Source organism: Peristeroidobacter soli, from assembly GCF_004138485.1.
Lineage (GTDB): Bacteria > Pseudomonadota > Gammaproteobacteria > Steroidobacterales > Steroidobacteraceae > Steroidobacter > Steroidobacter soli.
In genome coordinates this window covers 185,442-200,864 of record NZ_RYEV01000008.1, presented here as the reverse complement: position 1 = coordinate 200,864, position 15,423 = coordinate 185,442, and the positions used below count along the sequence as shown (strand labels likewise).

Annotated in this window: 15 protein-coding genes; 5 read left to right on the top strand and 10 right to left on the bottom strand. The window is 62.5% G+C overall.

What is annotated here, in order from left to right; genetic code table 11:
* Positions 1-177: 177 nt before the first annotated feature.
* Positions 178-1,434: a transcription termination factor Rho gene (rho, locus tag EKO19_RS32080; protein ID WP_129781675.1), complete on the bottom strand. Its 1,257-nt coding sequence runs from the start codon at positions 1,432-1,434 to the stop codon at positions 178-180.
* Positions 1,435-1,676: 242 nt separating this feature from the next.
* Positions 1,677-2,006, bottom strand: coding sequence for a thioredoxin TrxA (trxA, locus tag EKO19_RS32075; RefSeq protein ID WP_129781505.1), 330 nt, complete (start codon positions 2,004-2,006; stop codon positions 1,677-1,679).
* 477 nt (positions 2,007-2,483) lie between these two features.
* Between trxA and EKO19_RS32070 the strand changes: the two genes are divergently transcribed.
* On the top strand, positions 2,484-4,004 hold the full coding sequence (locus tag EKO19_RS32070; RefSeq protein WP_129781504.1) for a DEAD/DEAH box helicase: 1,521 nt from the start codon (positions 2,484-2,486) through the stop codon (positions 4,002-4,004).
* 35 nt (positions 4,005-4,039) lie between these two features.
* Here EKO19_RS32070 and yrfG read toward each other — a convergent pair whose 3' ends face one another.
* The gene (gene yrfG, locus EKO19_RS32065) at positions 4,040-4,732 is read right to left on the bottom strand and encodes a GMP/IMP nucleotidase (protein ID WP_129781503.1); all 693 of its coding nucleotides are present in this window, start codon (positions 4,730-4,732) and stop codon (positions 4,040-4,042) included.
* A gap of 105 nt (positions 4,733-4,837) precedes the next feature.
* On the opposite strand from yrfG, the gene EKO19_RS32060 reads away from it, so the two are divergent.
* From EKO19_RS32060 to arfB, 4 genes are read left to right on the top strand one after another with little or no spacing between them, the layout of a single operon-like run.
* A complete protein-coding gene (locus EKO19_RS32060) occupies positions 4,838-5,374 on the top strand; it encodes a DUF3301 domain-containing protein (RefSeq protein ID WP_129781502.1) in 537 nt (178 codons plus the stop codon).
* Positions 5,375-5,400: 26 nt separating this feature from the next.
* Positions 5,401-5,625 (top strand): YdcH family protein, encoded by a 225-nt coding sequence (locus EKO19_RS32055; RefSeq protein WP_116808299.1) that lies wholly within the window; start codon positions 5,401-5,403, stop codon positions 5,623-5,625.
* Between the two features lie 11 nt (positions 5,626-5,636).
* On the top strand, positions 5,637-6,953 hold the full coding sequence (locus EKO19_RS32050; RefSeq protein WP_129781501.1) for a mechanosensitive ion channel family protein: 1,317 nt from the start codon (positions 5,637-5,639) through the stop codon (positions 6,951-6,953).
* 2 nt (positions 6,954-6,955) lie between these two features.
* Positions 6,956-7,372 (top strand): alternative ribosome rescue aminoacyl-tRNA hydrolase ArfB, encoded by a 417-nt coding sequence (arfB, locus tag EKO19_RS32045; protein WP_129781500.1) that lies wholly within the window; start codon positions 6,956-6,958, stop codon positions 7,370-7,372.
* A gap of 6 nt (positions 7,373-7,378) precedes the next feature.
* Here the strand turns inward: arfB and EKO19_RS32040 are convergent, their stop codons facing one another.
* From EKO19_RS32040 to EKO19_RS32010, 7 genes are all read right to left on the bottom strand, one after another.
* Positions 7,379-8,209 carry a DUF1444 family protein gene (locus EKO19_RS32040; protein ID WP_129781499.1) on the bottom strand — a complete coding sequence of 277 codons (831 nt, stop codon included), beginning with the start codon at positions 8,207-8,209 and terminating at the stop codon, positions 7,379-7,381.
* A 9-nt stretch (positions 8,210-8,218) separates the two neighbouring features.
* Entirely contained in the window at positions 8,219-9,409 is a 1,191-nt protein-coding gene (locus EKO19_RS32035; protein WP_129781498.1) for a phospholipase A, read from the bottom strand.
* A gap of 70 nt (positions 9,410-9,479) precedes the next feature.
* Positions 9,480-11,933, bottom strand: a complete 2,454-nt coding sequence (plsB, locus tag EKO19_RS32030) for a glycerol-3-phosphate 1-O-acyltransferase PlsB (RefSeq protein ID WP_129781497.1) — start codon at positions 11,931-11,933, stop codon at positions 9,480-9,482.
* Between the two features lie 15 nt (positions 11,934-11,948).
* On the bottom strand, positions 11,949-12,182 hold the full coding sequence (locus EKO19_RS32025) for a hypothetical protein (RefSeq protein ID WP_129781496.1): 234 nt from the start codon (positions 12,180-12,182) through the stop codon (positions 11,949-11,951).
* Between the two features lie 63 nt (positions 12,183-12,245).
* Positions 12,246-12,758, bottom strand: coding sequence for an alpha/beta hydrolase (locus tag EKO19_RS32020; RefSeq protein WP_129781495.1), 513 nt, complete (start codon positions 12,756-12,758; stop codon positions 12,246-12,248).
* Positions 12,755-13,588, bottom strand: a complete 834-nt coding sequence (ttcA, locus tag EKO19_RS32015) for a tRNA 2-thiocytidine(32) synthetase TtcA (protein WP_129781494.1) — start codon at positions 13,586-13,588, stop codon at positions 12,755-12,757. Before ttcA ends, EKO19_RS32020 begins: the two co-directional genes overlap by 4 nt.
* A 2-nt stretch (positions 13,589-13,590) precedes the next feature.
* Positions 13,591-15,087 carry a carboxypeptidase M32 gene (locus EKO19_RS32010; protein WP_217705745.1) on the bottom strand — a complete coding sequence of 499 codons (1,497 nt, stop codon included), beginning with the start codon at positions 15,085-15,087 and terminating at the stop codon, positions 13,591-13,593.
* Between the last annotated feature and the right edge of the window lie 336 nt (positions 15,088-15,423).

Genomic DNA, 15,423 nt, shown 5'->3' with positions numbered 1-15,423 from the left:
CTCGATTCCCTAGGGCTTTGGAGTTATCGCAAGTTAAATCCGGAAGCACGAATGAGAACAGAGAACCGTTTCGCATCGACGGCACCACGCCATCGCGGACTACACATACAAATGTGAAATTTGTGATGGAGTGCACACCGATCCCCCTCCCGGGCGGGAGGGGGACCGATTGCGAGATCAACGCTTCATCGCGTCGAAGAAGTCACCGTTGGTCTTGGTGTCCTTCATCTTGTCGATCAGGAACTCGATGGCCGCCAGCTCGTCCATGGGGTGCAACAGCTTGCGCAGGATCCAGATCTTCTGCAGCTCCTCGGCGGAAGTGATCAATTCCTCGCGGCGGGTGCCGGAGCGATTGATATTCACGGCCGGGAACACGCGTTTTTCGGACACGCGCCGATCCAGGTGGATTTCCGAGTTGCCGGTGCCCTTGAACTCTTCGTAAATCACGTCGTCCATGCGCGAGCCGGTGTCGATCAGCGCCGTGGCGAGAATGGTCAACGAACCGCCTTCCTCGATGTTACGGGCCGCACCGAAGAAGCGCTTCGGGCGCTGCAGGGCGTTGGCATCGACACCGCCGGTGAGCACCTTGCCGGAGCTCGGCACCACCGTGTTGTAGGCACGCGCGAGGCGGGTGATGGAGTCGAGCAAAATCACCACATCGCGCTTGTGCTCGACCAGACGCTTGGCCTTTTCGATCACCATTTCCGCGACCTGCACGTGACGCGTGGCCGGTTCGTCGAAGGTCGACGACACCACTTCGCCGCGCACGGTGCGCGCCATTTCGGTCACTTCTTCCGGACGCTCGTCGATCAGCAGCACGATCAGATAAACGTCGGGATGATTCGAAGTGATGGAGCTGGCGATGTTTTGCAGCAGCATCGTCTTACCCGCTTTGGGCGGGGAGATGATCAGGCCGCGTTGACCTTTGCCGATCGGCGCCACCAGATCGATGATGCGCGCGGTCAGGTCCTCGCTCGAGCCGTTGCCCCGTTCCAGCTTGAAACGCTTGGTCGGATGCAGCGGCGTCAGGTTCTCGAACAGCACCTTGTGCTTGGCGCCTTCGGGAGAATCGAAATTGATCTCGCCGACCTTGAGCAGCGCGAAGTAGCGCTCGCCATCCTTGGGCGGCCGGATCAGGCCGGAGATGGAATCGCCGGTGCGCAGGTTGAAGCGGCGGATCTGGCTGGGGCTGACGTAGATGTCGTCGGGCCCGGCGAGATAGGAGCTGTCGGCGGAGCGCAGGAAGCCGAAGCCGTCCTGCAGGATTTCCAGCACGCCGTCGCCGTAGATGTCCTCGCCGCTGCGGGCATGCGCCTTGAGGATGGAGAAGATGATGTCCTGCTTGCGCGAACGGGCCAGGTTCTCCAGCCCCATCTTCTGCGCGATCTCGACCAGCTCGGGCACCGGCTTCAGCTTCAGCTGAGTCAGGTTCATCGACTGGCGGGACGCCGCCAGTTCGGCTGGGGAGATTACGCCAACGTCATCACCGTCGAACGCGTCGTCCTGCGGCAGGTCGTCGTGTTGAGGGCCTTCCCCGCGATGATCGCCGTTGTTGCCGCCGCGGTTGCCGCGGTTGCCACGGTTGCCGTCGTTGTTGCCGCGGTTGGAGCGACCGCCGCCCCCACCACCTTTATTGCCGCCCGGGCGATTGCGGGCCTGATTGCCGAGATAGCCTCTCACAGTTTGCTGTCCAGAAATGCGGCCAGGTCGGATTTACGGAGTGCCCCAACCTTCTGGCCTTCGACCTGACCGTTCTTGAAAAGGATGAGAGTGGGGATACCGCGCACTGCGAAGCGCTGCGGGGTCTTGGGGTTCTCGTCGATATTGAGCTTGGCGATCGTGACCTTGTCCTTATATTCGGTCGCGATCTCGTTCAGCATGGGCGCGATCATCTTGCAGGGCCCGCACCATTCCGCCCAGAAGTCCAGCAGGACCGGGCCTTTGGCCTTGACGACGTCATCTTCGAAGCTGGCGTCGGTGACATGCACAATCGTCTCGCTGCTCACCAGAAACTCTCCTGGAATGGCTGTGGTGATAAAGAAATAGGCGGGTATTTGGGGGCTGGAAGCGGACTCAAACCTTCGGTTCGGTCATGCGTGTGAATGCCGGCAGTGGGCGCCGTACGGGGCGGCGGAAATTGACCGGGTGACTTGAGCATGCCCGGTCGGGCACAATGCCCTGAATGCTTCGGAAAAATCTGTGTGAGCGGTGCTCGTGCTCGATGTAAGCCAGTCTGGGTCTGATCCGTCTGTCTCGGACAGTTACTCGCGCCGTCCGGTCGAGTGTCTTGAGTATCCCCCTGAGCGCCCTTTCGAGTATCAAATGAGATACTCCAGCAAGGGTCGCGGCTTCGAGGGGCTCGGAGCCTGTGCTCCGGTCGGGGCAGGTGCGGATGAGTCCGCTTCGTTGAGGCTTATTAAAACCGGGTGCCTGCCAATTTGCAAGCGCCCCTCGCGTCAATTCCAACAGGTAATCCATATCGAATGGCTGATTCGCACTTAACCGAGCTGTCCTTCTCGAGCCTGCATCTGCCGGAAGGTCTGCAGAAAGGTCTGGCCGACGCTTCGTTCGAGCGTTGCACGCCCATCCAGGCACAAACCCTGCCGCAGGCTCTCGCCGGGCTCGACGTGGCTGGACAAGCGCAAACGGGAACGGGAAAAACCGCGGCATTTCTAGTGGCGATGTACGCGCGCCTGATGCGCGAACCACCGCCGCCTTCGCGCAACTTGAATGCACCGCGGGCTTTGATCATCGCCCCAACGCGCGAGCTTGCCGTCCAGATCCATAGCGATGCCGAGGTTCTCGGCTCGCACACAGGCCTGCAACTCGGTCTCGCCTTCGGTGGCGTCGACTACGAGAAACAGAAGCATCATCTGGAGCGGGGCGTCGACATCCTGATGGGCACGCCCGGCCGCATCATCGACTTCGTCAAACAGAAGGTGATCGACCTGCGCTCGGTGCAAGTACTGGTGCTGGATGAAGCCGATCGCATGTTCGATCTGGGCTTCATCGCCGACATCCGCTACATATTGAGGCGCCTGCCGGATCCTCAAGCCCGTCTCAACATGTTGTTCTCGGCCACGCTCTCTCATCGCGTGCTCGAGCTCGCCTACGAGCACATGAACGAGCCCACGCTGGTGCGGATCGAGCCGGACAAAATGACGGTGGATCGCGTTCGTCAGGTGATCTATTACCCCTCGAACGATGAGAAGCCGCGCCTGCTGGTGGGCTTGCTCAAACACATGGATCCGCGACGCAGTATGGTGTTCGTGAACACGCGGCGCGCGGCCGAGGAAATCGAAGGGCTGTTGCGAAGCAATGGCATCAACGCCGAAGCGATTTCAGGCGACGTTCCTCAGCGCAAACGCCTGCGAATGCTTCGTGATTTTCATGAAGGCACGCTGGCGGTGCTGATCGGCACCGACGTCGCTTCGCGCGGCTTGCACATTCCCGATGTGAGTCACGTGTTCAACTACGATCTGCCGCAGGATCCGGAAGATTACGTTCATCGCATCGGACGAACCGCGCGCGCCGGCACCGAAGGTGATGCGATCAGTTTCGGCTGCGAGGAGTACGTGATTTCCATGCCGGATATCGAGGCGTACATCGGCCGCAAGCTGCCTGTCGCAGCGGTGGCCAGCGACATGCTTCCCGAGATCGTCTCTCCTGCTCCGCTGCCGAGACGTCACTTCGGTGGCGGTGGCCGCGGGAAACCTGGTCGTGGCGGTGGTCGTCCCGGCGGTGGCGGTAGTCGCGGAGGCGGTGGCGGTCGCAACGATCGGCGTCGTGGCGGTGGGGGCGGTGGCCATTCATCTCCTCGCCCGGCCCCGACTGACGCGCCGGCACCGGTTGTTTCGGCCGATGTCTCCGCTGAAGCCGGCACGAATGGAACGAACGGCGAGAATGCGCACGAGGCACCGCCGAGAAAGCGCCGTCGCCGTCGTCGTAGCAAGAGCTCGAACGGGGCGAATCCCGGCACGCCGCCGGCACCGGAAACAACCTGAGCGGTCGAGAGTGACTGTCGGCGAGCGTCGCCTGATTATCTGGCGAACTCGCCGAGCAGGTGACTCACTGCTTCAACGGACCTGAACTCCGTCACCTCTCGCCTATCCAGGGCCGTGTCCGGCTTGGAGATGGCGAAGATATGGGCGATGCCGTGCTTGTGCGCGGCTCGCAGCACCGAGTGACTGTCATCGACAAATAACGTCCGCCGCGGATCGAATCCCAGCGCGACCTCGAGCTGCTGCCAGAACGACGGATGTTCCTTCGGCACGCCGAAACTGTGCGAGCTGAACACTACGTCGAAGTAGTTCAGCAAGCCGGTCTGCGTGGCCTTCACCTTGAGCGAATCGCGATGCGCGTTGGTTACCAAAGCGACGCGCACGCCCTTCCCTCGTAACGCACGCAGAAACTCTTCGGCGCCCGGCAGGAAACGCACGTGTTCGCGCACCTCGTGCTTCATCCCCGCGATGTCCAGCGACAGCGCGCGCGACCAGAAATCGGTGCAGTACCAATCCAGCGTGCCCTGCCGATCCGCGAACATCGGCCGTAACGCCTCGCGCGCCTCCTCCAATGTGAGCCCATGCTTGACCGCGTAGCGCTCCGGAACCAGGTCCAGCCAGAAATAATTGTCAAATCGCAGGTCCAGCAGCGTGCCGTCCATGTCCAGTAACACAGTATCGATAGCCTGCCAGGGCGGCAGGGTAGCCACGGACCGGGCTGCGGAAATCATGGACGAGCTCAAGCGAAATTCTCGGTTCGTGGCGACGGCGGGTGGCCGTATGATAGGGCAACCTTGGAAGCAGCTTGAGTCGGCAATGTCGGAGGATGCGGGTTGATGGAATTGGGTTGGGGCACCTTGGCGTTGATCATCCTGGCGGCCGCTGGATTCTGGTTCCTGCGGGACAGCCTGGCTGCGCGTGAGCGCGCCAATGTCGCGGCCATGGAGGCCTGCCAGCGCCTGAGCCTGCAATTTCTGGACGGCACTGTCGCATTCGCGCGACTGTCGTTCGCGCGCGAGCTGGGCCGGCTCAACATCCGTAGAACGTACGTGTTCGATTACACCGCCAACAGTATCGAGCGGCGTCAAGGATTCGTCATTCTGTTCGGCCGGCGCGTCGAGTCAGTAGGTTACGCACCGGGCGAGGAGCGGCGCCGTCAGCCCGAGCCGGCGATGCCCACGCTGTCCCTGTCGACGACGTTCACTCCGCCGCCGCCCGCTGAACCTCCCCCGCCCCCGCCGGTCGAATCCGCCCAGGTATTTGATCTCGCGGACTGGCGTGCGCGCCGTCGCGGGACCGAACAACAGCAATCACCCTCACAGCGGCGCACGGGTGTCACCGACCATGGCAATGGTCAGGATCACCATCATTAGCGCGGCTTGCGCTAAAGTACGCGCCGATGAGCGAAGCGGAAAACAACGTTGAGACTGAAACTTTCCGTCGCCTGGAGCGGCTGCGGGAGTTACGCATCGAGCATCGCGACCTGGACGACGTGATCCACCGGTTGCAGATGGACCTGTATGTCAACGAAGTGCAACTGCGCCGCCTCAAGAAACGAAAACTCATGTTGAAGGACCAGATCGCCCGCCTGGAAAGCGAGCTGATCCCCGACCTCAACGCTTGATCCCCTGACTCATGCAGGAATTGCTGCATAACGCAGGCCTGGCCCTGGAAGGTCTGCTCACTCCGACGTCGCTGCTGCAACTGGCAGCGATCGCCATCGCCATTCTGGTGGCCTGGTGGTTCGGCCGTCAGGTGCGCAATACCGAGCGCGGCAAGCTCGCGCTCGTGCAAACGGGTTTCCAGGCGCGCCTGACCGAAGCGCTCCTGATCACCAGCCCGCATCTGGCGGCCCTGGTCCTGATCGCCGCGTTTGGCGGGGCGCTGCATGCGCTGAAGGCCGACAGCAAGCTGGTCGATCTGGCGATCACGCTGTCCGGCTTGCTGTTGCTGATCCGCTTCGCGGTGTATGTCGTGCGCGTCTCCCTCGGCAACCGCACCAAGGGCTGGGGCAACATCATCACGTTCGCAATCTGGAGCGTGCTGGCGCTGCACGTGCTGGGCTGGTTCGATCCGCTGGTGCAGGCGTTCGACAGCGTCGGCATAAACGCCGGCAACAAGCGCATCACGCTGTGGTCGGTGATCAAGATCCTGTTCACCGTCGGCGCGTTCATCCTGGTCGCGGTGTGGATCGCGCGCTGGTTCGAGCGGCGGCTGATGTCCATGCAGGGCCTCGCGCTCAGCATGCGCATCGGCATCGCCAAGTTCACGCAGGCGTTTCTGATCGGCCTGTCGATTCTGCTGGGCCTGAACGCCGCCGGCCTCGATCTCACCACGCTGAACATTTTCACCGGCGCGATCGGCATCGGCCTGGGCTTCGGTCTGCAGGCCATTACCGCGAATTTCGTCAGCGGCTTCGTGCTGTTGATGGACCGCTCCATCAAACCCGGCGACGTCATCAGCTTCACCGGCACCACGGGCACCAGCACCGAGGGCTTCGGCTGGGTGCAGGAGCTGCGCGGCCGTTACGTCGTCGTGCGCGATCGCGACGGTGTCGAGACCCTGGTCCCGAACCAGAATCTGATCACCAGTCCCGTCATCAATTGGAGTTACACGGATCCGCGCGTGCGACTCAAATTGCCGGTGCGGGTCAGTTACAAATGCGACCCGGAAAAGGCGCTGGAGCTGTTGCTCAAGGCGGCCGAAGATCAGCCTCGCATCCTGCGCGACCCCAAGCCGGTGTCGCGCATGATGGGCTTCAACGATTACGGCTTCGATCTGGAGCTGCGCTTCTGGATCGCCGATCCCCAGGAAGGCGTGAACAACATCCGCTCCGAGGTGAATCGCTCGATCTGGCGCCTGTTCAAGGCGAACGACATCATCATTCCGGTCGCCCAGCGCGAAGTCGTCATCGAAATGCGCGAGCGCGGCCCGGTCGCGCGCGACGTCTGACCATGGCGCTCGAGAACGAGCTGGGCATTCCGGAGGAAGCCATCGAGCTGCGCTTCATCCGCTCCGGCGGTCCCGGCGGACAGAACGTCAACAAGGTCGCCACCGCGGCTCAACTGCGTTGTGATCTGAAACTCTGGCCCGCGTTGCCCGAGCGAGTCCGCGTTCGTCTGCGCACCCTCGCCGGCCGCCGGCTCACCAGCGACGACGTGATCGTCCTCAGTGCGCAGCGCTTCCGGACCCAGGAACACAACAAGCGCGACGCGCTGGAACGTCTGGGCGAGATGATCGCCCAGGCCCGCATCGAGCCTCGCATCCGCAAGGCGACCAAGCCGACCCGCGCGTCCAAGGAACGGCGGCTGGAAGGCAAACAGAAACGCAGCGACGTGAAGAAAGGCCGGAAAGTCAGCCACGACTGGTGACCCGTTCTAGAAGCGCTCGAACCTGCCGCTGCGATAAACAAACAAACGATCGGTGAGTGAATACGGCCCGTCGGCATGCGCTTTCCGGGCGAGCTCGCGCAGCTTCTTCACGCCGTCTTTGTTGTCGGAACCCGTGAACAGCAGCACGTCGCGAGTCGGAATGGCGATGACGATTTCACCCTCGACGTCGAGCTTGTCGCCGTTCCAGATTTCATCCAGCAACAACAGGCTCGACACGTAGTCCTGGCCCGCGGTCATCATGGAAATCTGCGGCCCCTTCACGGCCTCCGGCGGGGGCAGGAGGCGTCGGAGGTTGGCGATCGCCAGCTCACGCAGCGCCGGCCGCTGCACGCCGGCCTTGTCCAGATCCTCCGCCGAGAAATAGCGAATGTTCTGCGGACCGTCCTCCGCGTAGATCACGACGAGATCGGCATTCAGGTCCTCGATCACCTGCTTGCTCTTCGCCTTGGAACCGCCGACATTTTTCAGCCAGGCGCGATCCTTGACCACCGGCACGATCCGCTCCGGATTCAGCGGCCGCGGTCCCTGAGCCGTCTCCACGAATGACGCCAGGTACTTGGCGATCACCTGTGCCTTGGCTGCGGGCGCGCCCGAATATTCGTTGTAGGCGTTGTCGAGAAACGCCGTGGCCTCCTCGCCATCCGGCCTCTTGACGTTGATCTGCAGCGGTTCCACCACCTTGACGGCCTGGCCCGGCAGCGCCCCCGCCAATGCCGCTCGGAACTCCTCCGTGAACTGCTCGGGCGACAACATATCCGCCGCCGCGTGCGCGCCCAGCGCCAGCAGACAAACAATGAGCGCAAAGATCCGTTTCATCGACCGCTCCTACAGCGCCACCGCGATCCCCAATCGCAACTGTGAATCCAGCTTGCGATTGTAGTCCAGCAGGCTTTCGCCGTAGCCATTGAAGTACTGCAAGGTCAGCCAGCCGGTGAGGTCGCCGCCGCTCAGCTTGGACAGCGGATAGGAAACATTCAGCTCCATGCTGCCGTAGTTACTGCGCTTGCCCTTGCGCAGCGTGGTCCAGAAATCCAGACCGCCCTTGGCACCGAAGCCCAGCACCCAATCGACATAACCGCGATAGTCCGCGATGTCGGGATTCTCGTCGGCCGCGATGTAGTTGTGGATCAGCGGCGCGGCGTACAGACGCAGGCCGGCGGGGTCGCCGAAGGTGAGGATGGGCCGCACGTAGAACATGTTGAAGCTGCGCGAGTCCTCGCCTTCCTTGCCGTTGGACTCGTGACCGAAGCCGCTCTCCACGCCGAGACGCAATTGCCCGTCGAACAGGCGCGTCAGATCGTTATTGGAATAGAACAGCCGAGGCCGGTAGCTCGAGTCCTTGAAGGGCTTGGACAGGTCGCCCAGATCCCACAGCGAGGTCTGCGAATAGGAAAGATACAGGTCATCGATCCAGGGCAGGCGCTTGGCCAGCGGACCGTTACCGTCGAACAATCGATAGCGCAGGCTGATCTGAAACTTCGCGTTCAGACCGCCATCGCCGCCGACGATGAAATAAACCGGTTCGTACACCGACACGGACAGCGGCGGCGGCTTGTCGACCAGCGCCGTCGTGTACGTCTGCTGTTCAGGCTTGACGGTCTGGGTGCTCTCATTGGCCGCGACCGCACCGCTATTGGGCGTCGGCGGCAGAATTTGCAACGCCACCGAGTTCGACGCCAGCCCGGTCGGCACCAGCGTCGCCACGCCCTCGACGTCCGGCGGCAATGCACCCTGCAACTTCATTCGTGTAAAGCCGCCGGACGCGACTTCGATGCGACCGCTGCGCTCCGGCGTCATCTCGATGACCGACAGCCCGGTGGGCGTTTCGAAGCGCACATGCAGCTGTGCGGGCAAATCCACGAGCAGCGGCTGCGAATCGCTGTTGGTGATCGTCAGCTCCAGCTGCAATGGCACGCCAGCAACGACCTGCGCATGCGGCGTGGAGAGAATGATGTCGGCGCGCGCGCCCCAACCGATGAACACAGCGAGCGCGAGCAACAGCCTGGAAATATTCATGACACGGGAACCGCCAGCGACAGACCCGTCGAAGCCTACCGGGCCCGGACAGATCCGGCCAGAGGCCGGATCAGCGATGCGTCACCTGCAGGACGCTGTTTCGGATCTGCTCGTGCAGCACCAGTTGCGCATCATCGGCGACCGCCGGCAGCATATCCGTGTAGGTCAGACGCCCTTCGGCATTCACGCCGAGCACGTTGCGACCCCGTAACAGATCGATGAAGTTCTTGAACAGCGTCTTGTCGTGGAACTCCGGCGAGTTGAGCTCGTACAGCAGCGACATCCGCTGCGCCATGAGCTGGCATTGCGATTCGAGCGCGTCCTGGCTGATGCGGCCGCTGCCATGTTTCAACAGCACGGCGATCACCAGGTAGTAGCGCTCGATGATCTGCACCGTCACCTGCGCGAGATTCGACAGCTGCACGGCCTCGGCCGAGCCCGTCGGCGGACGCCGCCACTGCGCACCCGCTTCCACCGATTCGAGCAAGCCGTGATTCGCCAGGTCGTCGAGCGTATCCAGCGTCACGGCGGTCATCTCCGCCTCGGTCCAGCGCAGGAACAGCTCGTCTCTCACGTACGGATAAATGCGCCACATCAGACGCTGAATGTCTTCCGTGCGCATGGTGCGATTGTTCAGGAAACAGCACGCGATCAGCGACGGCATCGCCATCAGATGCAGCACGTTGTTCCGGAAGTACGTCATCAGCACCGAGTTCTCTTCCGTCATCTGCATGACGTCGCCGAGCTGATGCTTCAGACGCTGAATCACCCCCATGCGCTCGCCATGGCGCACGATCGATGCGCCATCGCTTTCCGTGACCCACACCAGCGGCGAATACGGCGCCTGCCTCAGCAGCGATGCATACAACTCGAACTGACGCGCCAGGTCGCTTTCCAACATCGACTGCTTCGGGGTCGCGAGCAACGCCGTCGCGATCAGGTTCATCGGCGCCACGCAGGCGGCGCTGTTGATGTTGGTCATGATGCGCGTCGCCAGCTCGTCGACCGCCTGGGACAGCCACGCCGGCCGTTCCTGTTTCTCGGTGATGTGACGATTCTCCGGATCGTGACGCTTCAGGATCTCGTTGAGATGGATCGCCTCGCCGAAGCTCACATGCACCTTGCCGAAGCGTTTACGCAGCGCCGGCAATGTCCGCAGCATGGTGAAGATGGATTCCTTCTCCTTCGGCTTGCCGAGCATTTCGTTGATGTAGGTCTTGCCTTCGATCAAGCGCTCGTAGCCGAAGTACACCGGCAGGAACACGATGGGCCGCCGCGGATCGCGCAAGTAGCTGCGCAACGTCATCGACAGCATGCCGGTCTTGGGCTGTAGCAAGCGGCCGGTACGGCTGCGTCCGCCCTCGATGAAATATTCGATGGAGTGGCCGCGCGCCATCATCAGGCCCAGGTATTTCATGAATACCATGGTGTACAGCGCGTTGCCCTTGAAACTGCGACGCATGAAGAACGCGCCGCCCTTGCGCAGGAAGCGCCCGACGCCGGCCATGTTCAAGTTGATGCCGGCCGCGATGTGCGGGATCGCGTAACCCTTGTAATAGATGACGTAGGACAGCAGCAGATAGTCGATGTGACTGCGGTGACACGGCACGTAAATCACTTCGTTGCCGTCGATCACCTTCTGCAACTGCTCGACATGATGCAGCTCGACGCCGTCGTAGAGCCGCGTCCAGAACCAGCTCAGCCCCTTGGCCATGAAGGCCACGAAGATGTGCGAATAGTTGGCGGCGATCTCCCACACATAATCCTGCGCCAGCTTCAACGCTTCGCGCCGGGAGATTTTCTTGGAGCGCATTTCATCGGCCATCGCGCGACGCACGGCGCCGGCGCGCAACACTTGCGTCGCCATGGTCCGTCGATGCGACAGATCCGGCCCGAGGGTCGCCGCACGTTGCCGTGCCAGCATCAGACGCAAGGTGCGAGTGAGTCGCCGGACGGTGCGTTCCCTGTCGGTGCCTTCGTTCACGGCCGCGCGCAACGACACCGGCTCGCCGAACTGAACGAACAGATTGCGACCGTTGACCATCAGCGACAGCATGCGACGGAAGCGCCCGACCCGTTCCCAGTTCTCGGACAGCAGAATGCGCAGCCACGAGTCCTTGCGATTCGGCGCGCGGCCCCACAGGACCGTGACCGGAATCAAATCGACATCGAGCGAGGGATCGTCGAACGCCGCCGCCACCAGTGAGCGCATCGAATCGGAAATGCGATAGTCGGTGCGATCGCCCCAGAAGCCGGCGCGCCGCTCCAGGAACAGCACCGACTCGGACGGCAGCGGCTTCTTCAACGCTTGCGACGGCGCCGGCAAGCCATGCGCGGCACAGACCTTTTCGAGCACGACGAGGTCGGCGCCCGCGGACTCATTCAGCACATAACAAATCGGTCGCTCACGCTGCGCGTAGCGGGCACGCAAGTCTTCCGGCAACACATGCGGCCGCGCCCACACCGAAACGGGTGCGCGCAGCAGGCCAAGCCAGAGTCCCTTGAGTCCGGAAAAATCAGCCATCGTTAGGGCGCCGCGTTACTGAGCGGTCGAGTTCTCGTTCTGATCGAGTGCGCGGTCGATGGCGGCCTTGCTGTCCTGAACCTGGCCTTCGACGGCCCGCGCCTTGTCGACGGTGCCGGCCATGTCGCCGAACGCCGTGTCCTTCACCGGCGACGGCTCGGTGGGTTTCTGCTCCGACCCGCAGGCGGCGAGCAATGACGCCACGAGCGCCAGCGACAGCACGCTGCAATTCCTGCTCTTGTTGGTCATGGGGAAACTCCCGTTGTTCGACTCCGCCACGATGCGGAGCGAATAGTAGCAGGAGGCGCAGGCTCAGGCGTTGACCAGCACCCGCCGCAGGAAGTTGTCCAGCAATGCGCAGACGTCGGCCACGTTGGCCGACAGCCGGTGATCCGAATCGAGAATATGCAGCGCGCTCTTGTACTGGCGCGCGTAGCGGATACTGTTCTCCACCGGGACGATGTCGTCGTTCCAGCCGTGCACGATGTCCACCGGACAGGCCGGCGGCGCGGGCGTGTATTTTTCGTAGCCCGGCATGAAGAACGCCGGCGCCAGCAGGAACAGGCCCCGCGTCAGAACCTGAGTCGATACGGTCGTGCATACATGCGCGCCCAGGCTCGAACCGACGAGCAGCAACTCACCGGGCAGCTTCTTGCAGACTTCGAGCAGCCTGGCGACGCGCACCGCCGGATCGGCCATGCCGCGATAGTCCACCGACTCCACCGTCAGGCCATGTTTCTTCGCCACCTCGGCCATGGCGACGATCTTCGTGCCCCAGGGCTCGCCGTCCTGACCGTGCGAGAACACGATGTATTGCTGGCTCACTCAAACAACTCCCTGGGATCGTTCGTGGCCCCGTCTTTCGGGGTCGGTCGCTGGTTGAAGTCGTGACGCACCGGGTCGGCGAGGTGCGAGGGCACCACGTTGCGCAGACTGGAGAAGATGGTTTCGGTGCGGCCGGGATATTGACGTTCCCACTCGCGCAGCATCTTCTTGATCTCGACCCGCTGCATGTTCTCCTGCGAGCCGCACAGCGAGCACGGAATCAACGGAAACTCCCGGACGCGCGCATAACGTTCGATGTCGGCCTCGGGAATGTAGGCCAGCGGACGAATCACGATGTGACGTCCATCTTCCGAGTGCAGCTTGGGCGGCATGGCCTTGAGCTTGCCGCCGAAGAACATGTTCAGGAACAGCGTTTCGACGATGTCGTCGCGATGATGGCCGAGCGCGATTTTGGTGACGCCGTTCTCCGCCGCGAATCGATACAAGGCGCCACGCCGCAGCCGCGAGCACAGCCCGCACATGGTCTTGCCTTCGGGAATGACGCGTTTGACGACGCTGTACGTGTCCTGCTCGATGATATGAAACGGCACACCGAGCGCCTTCAGATACTCGGGCAGCACGTGTTCGGGAAAGCCCGGCTGTTTCTGATCCAGGTTGACCGCGAGCAGGCTGAACTCGACCGGCGCGCTGCGCTGGAGCGACATCAGGATGTCCAGCAAGGTATAGGAATCCTTGCCGCCCGACAGGCACACCATCACCTTGTCGCCCGCCTCGATCATGCGGAAATCTTCGATGGCCTTGCCGGCCTGGCTGCGCAGCCGGGCCTGCAGGCGCTTGAAGTTGTTCGAAGTGTCAGGGGCGGCCCACATGCTCAGAGTTCCAGGTACTTGCCTTCGATATAGCGCAGCCAGGAGGCGGCGGACAGCGGCTTGCCGGTGGCGTTGCGAATCAGCTCGGGAGTGCTGACGCTCGCGGCCAGCGCATGCACATTCTGCCGCAACCAGTCGAACAATCCCCCGAATTGGCCCGCGGCGATTTCCTCATCGAGCTGCGGCCGATCGGAGCGCAGGCTCTCATACAGCTGGCCGGCGATCACGGCGCCGATGGCGTACGAGGGGAAATATCCAAACGAACCCACCGCCCAATGCACGTCCTGCAGACAGCCTTCGGCGTCGTTCGCGGGCTGCACGCCGAGCCGGTCGCCCATGCGGGTGTTCCAGGCTTCGGGCAGATCGCGAATCTTCAACTCGCCCTTCAGGATCTCCTGCTCCAACTCATAGCGCAGCAGGATGTGCACCAGATAGGTGACCTCGTCGGCATCGACGCGAATCAGGCTGCGACGAACGCGCGTCAACAGCCGATACAGATTCTCGACTTCCCACTCGGGACCTGCGACCCCGAAGGCCTTTTCCATCAGCGGCTTCATATAACGCAGGAACGGCCGGTTCCTGCAGATGAGCATCTCCAGCAGCAGCGACTGACTCTCCTGCATGGCCATGCCGCGATCGCGCCCCACCGGCTGGCCGCGCCACTGTTCCGGCAGACCGACGTCGTACATGGCGTGACCGGTCTCGTGCAGCACGCCCATCAACCCGGTCAGCGGATCGGCGGGATTGAAACGGGTCGTGATACGGATGTCGCCGGGAATGCCGCCGGTGAACGGATGCTCGCTTTCATCGAGCCGGCCGCGATCGAACGGGAAGCCCATGGTCTTCATCAGCTCGGTCGCCAGGTGCCGCTGCTTGCTGGCCGAGAACCGCCCGGTGATTTCCAGCGGCGCATGTTTGGCCTGGGTGTCGATGGCTTCCTGGATCAGGCCCGGCAGACGTCGGCCCAGCGTCGTAAAGATGCCGTCGATCTCGGCCGCGGTCATGCCCGGGCTGAATTCATCCAGCAAGGCGTCGTAGGGATCGAGCTTGAGCGCCTTGCCGAGCAGGTCGGCCTTGTTCCGCACCAGGGCCGCCACTTCTTCCAGATGCGGCGCGAACAAGGAGAAGTCGCTCTTCTGCCGGGCCTCGATCCATTTGATCTCGGCCCGCGCCGTCGCTTTAGCAAGCCGCGACACCAGGTTCTGCGGAGTGGCGATGGCGTGGTCGCGCTCCCTGCGCATTTCCTTGAGGTTGGCTTGTTGCCAATCCTCCAGCCCCTGCAGGTTGGCCTCCGCGCGATCGAGCAGCCGGGAGACCCGCGGCGAGCTCACCAGCGAGTGACTCTCGGTCTCCAGCACGGCGAGCTGTTCGCCCCGCAGCTCGGAGCTGCCCCGAGGCATCATTACGGCGGAATCCCAGCGCAACAGGCTGGCAGCGCTGCGAAAGGCGTGCAGGCGCCGGAATTCCTGTTCGAGTTGTTGATAGGGCGTCAAAGCCATGGCGCGATCCGAGTTTCAGGCGGCCCCGACGGGGCCAACCGGCCAAAGCCGGCATTCTAGCAATGCCCGCCCTGCGGCCGGCGCCGATGGGCCCCAACCGATCGGTTAATTTTCCTAATTAATGCGACAAGACAGGGTCGGAACGGTGCGACTTCCATTCCAAAAATGTATTTCCGAATTACAAAATATTTAGGGAACGCGGGGTATCTGCCGTGGTCTCATATACCGTCCTCCTGCGAGAGTGGTTGTGAGCCGCTCTGGGACACCGAGCCGGTATGTGTTGCAGCCTACCGGCTCTTCTTTTCGGGCTAGGCATCGGGCAGTCCCTGCCACGAG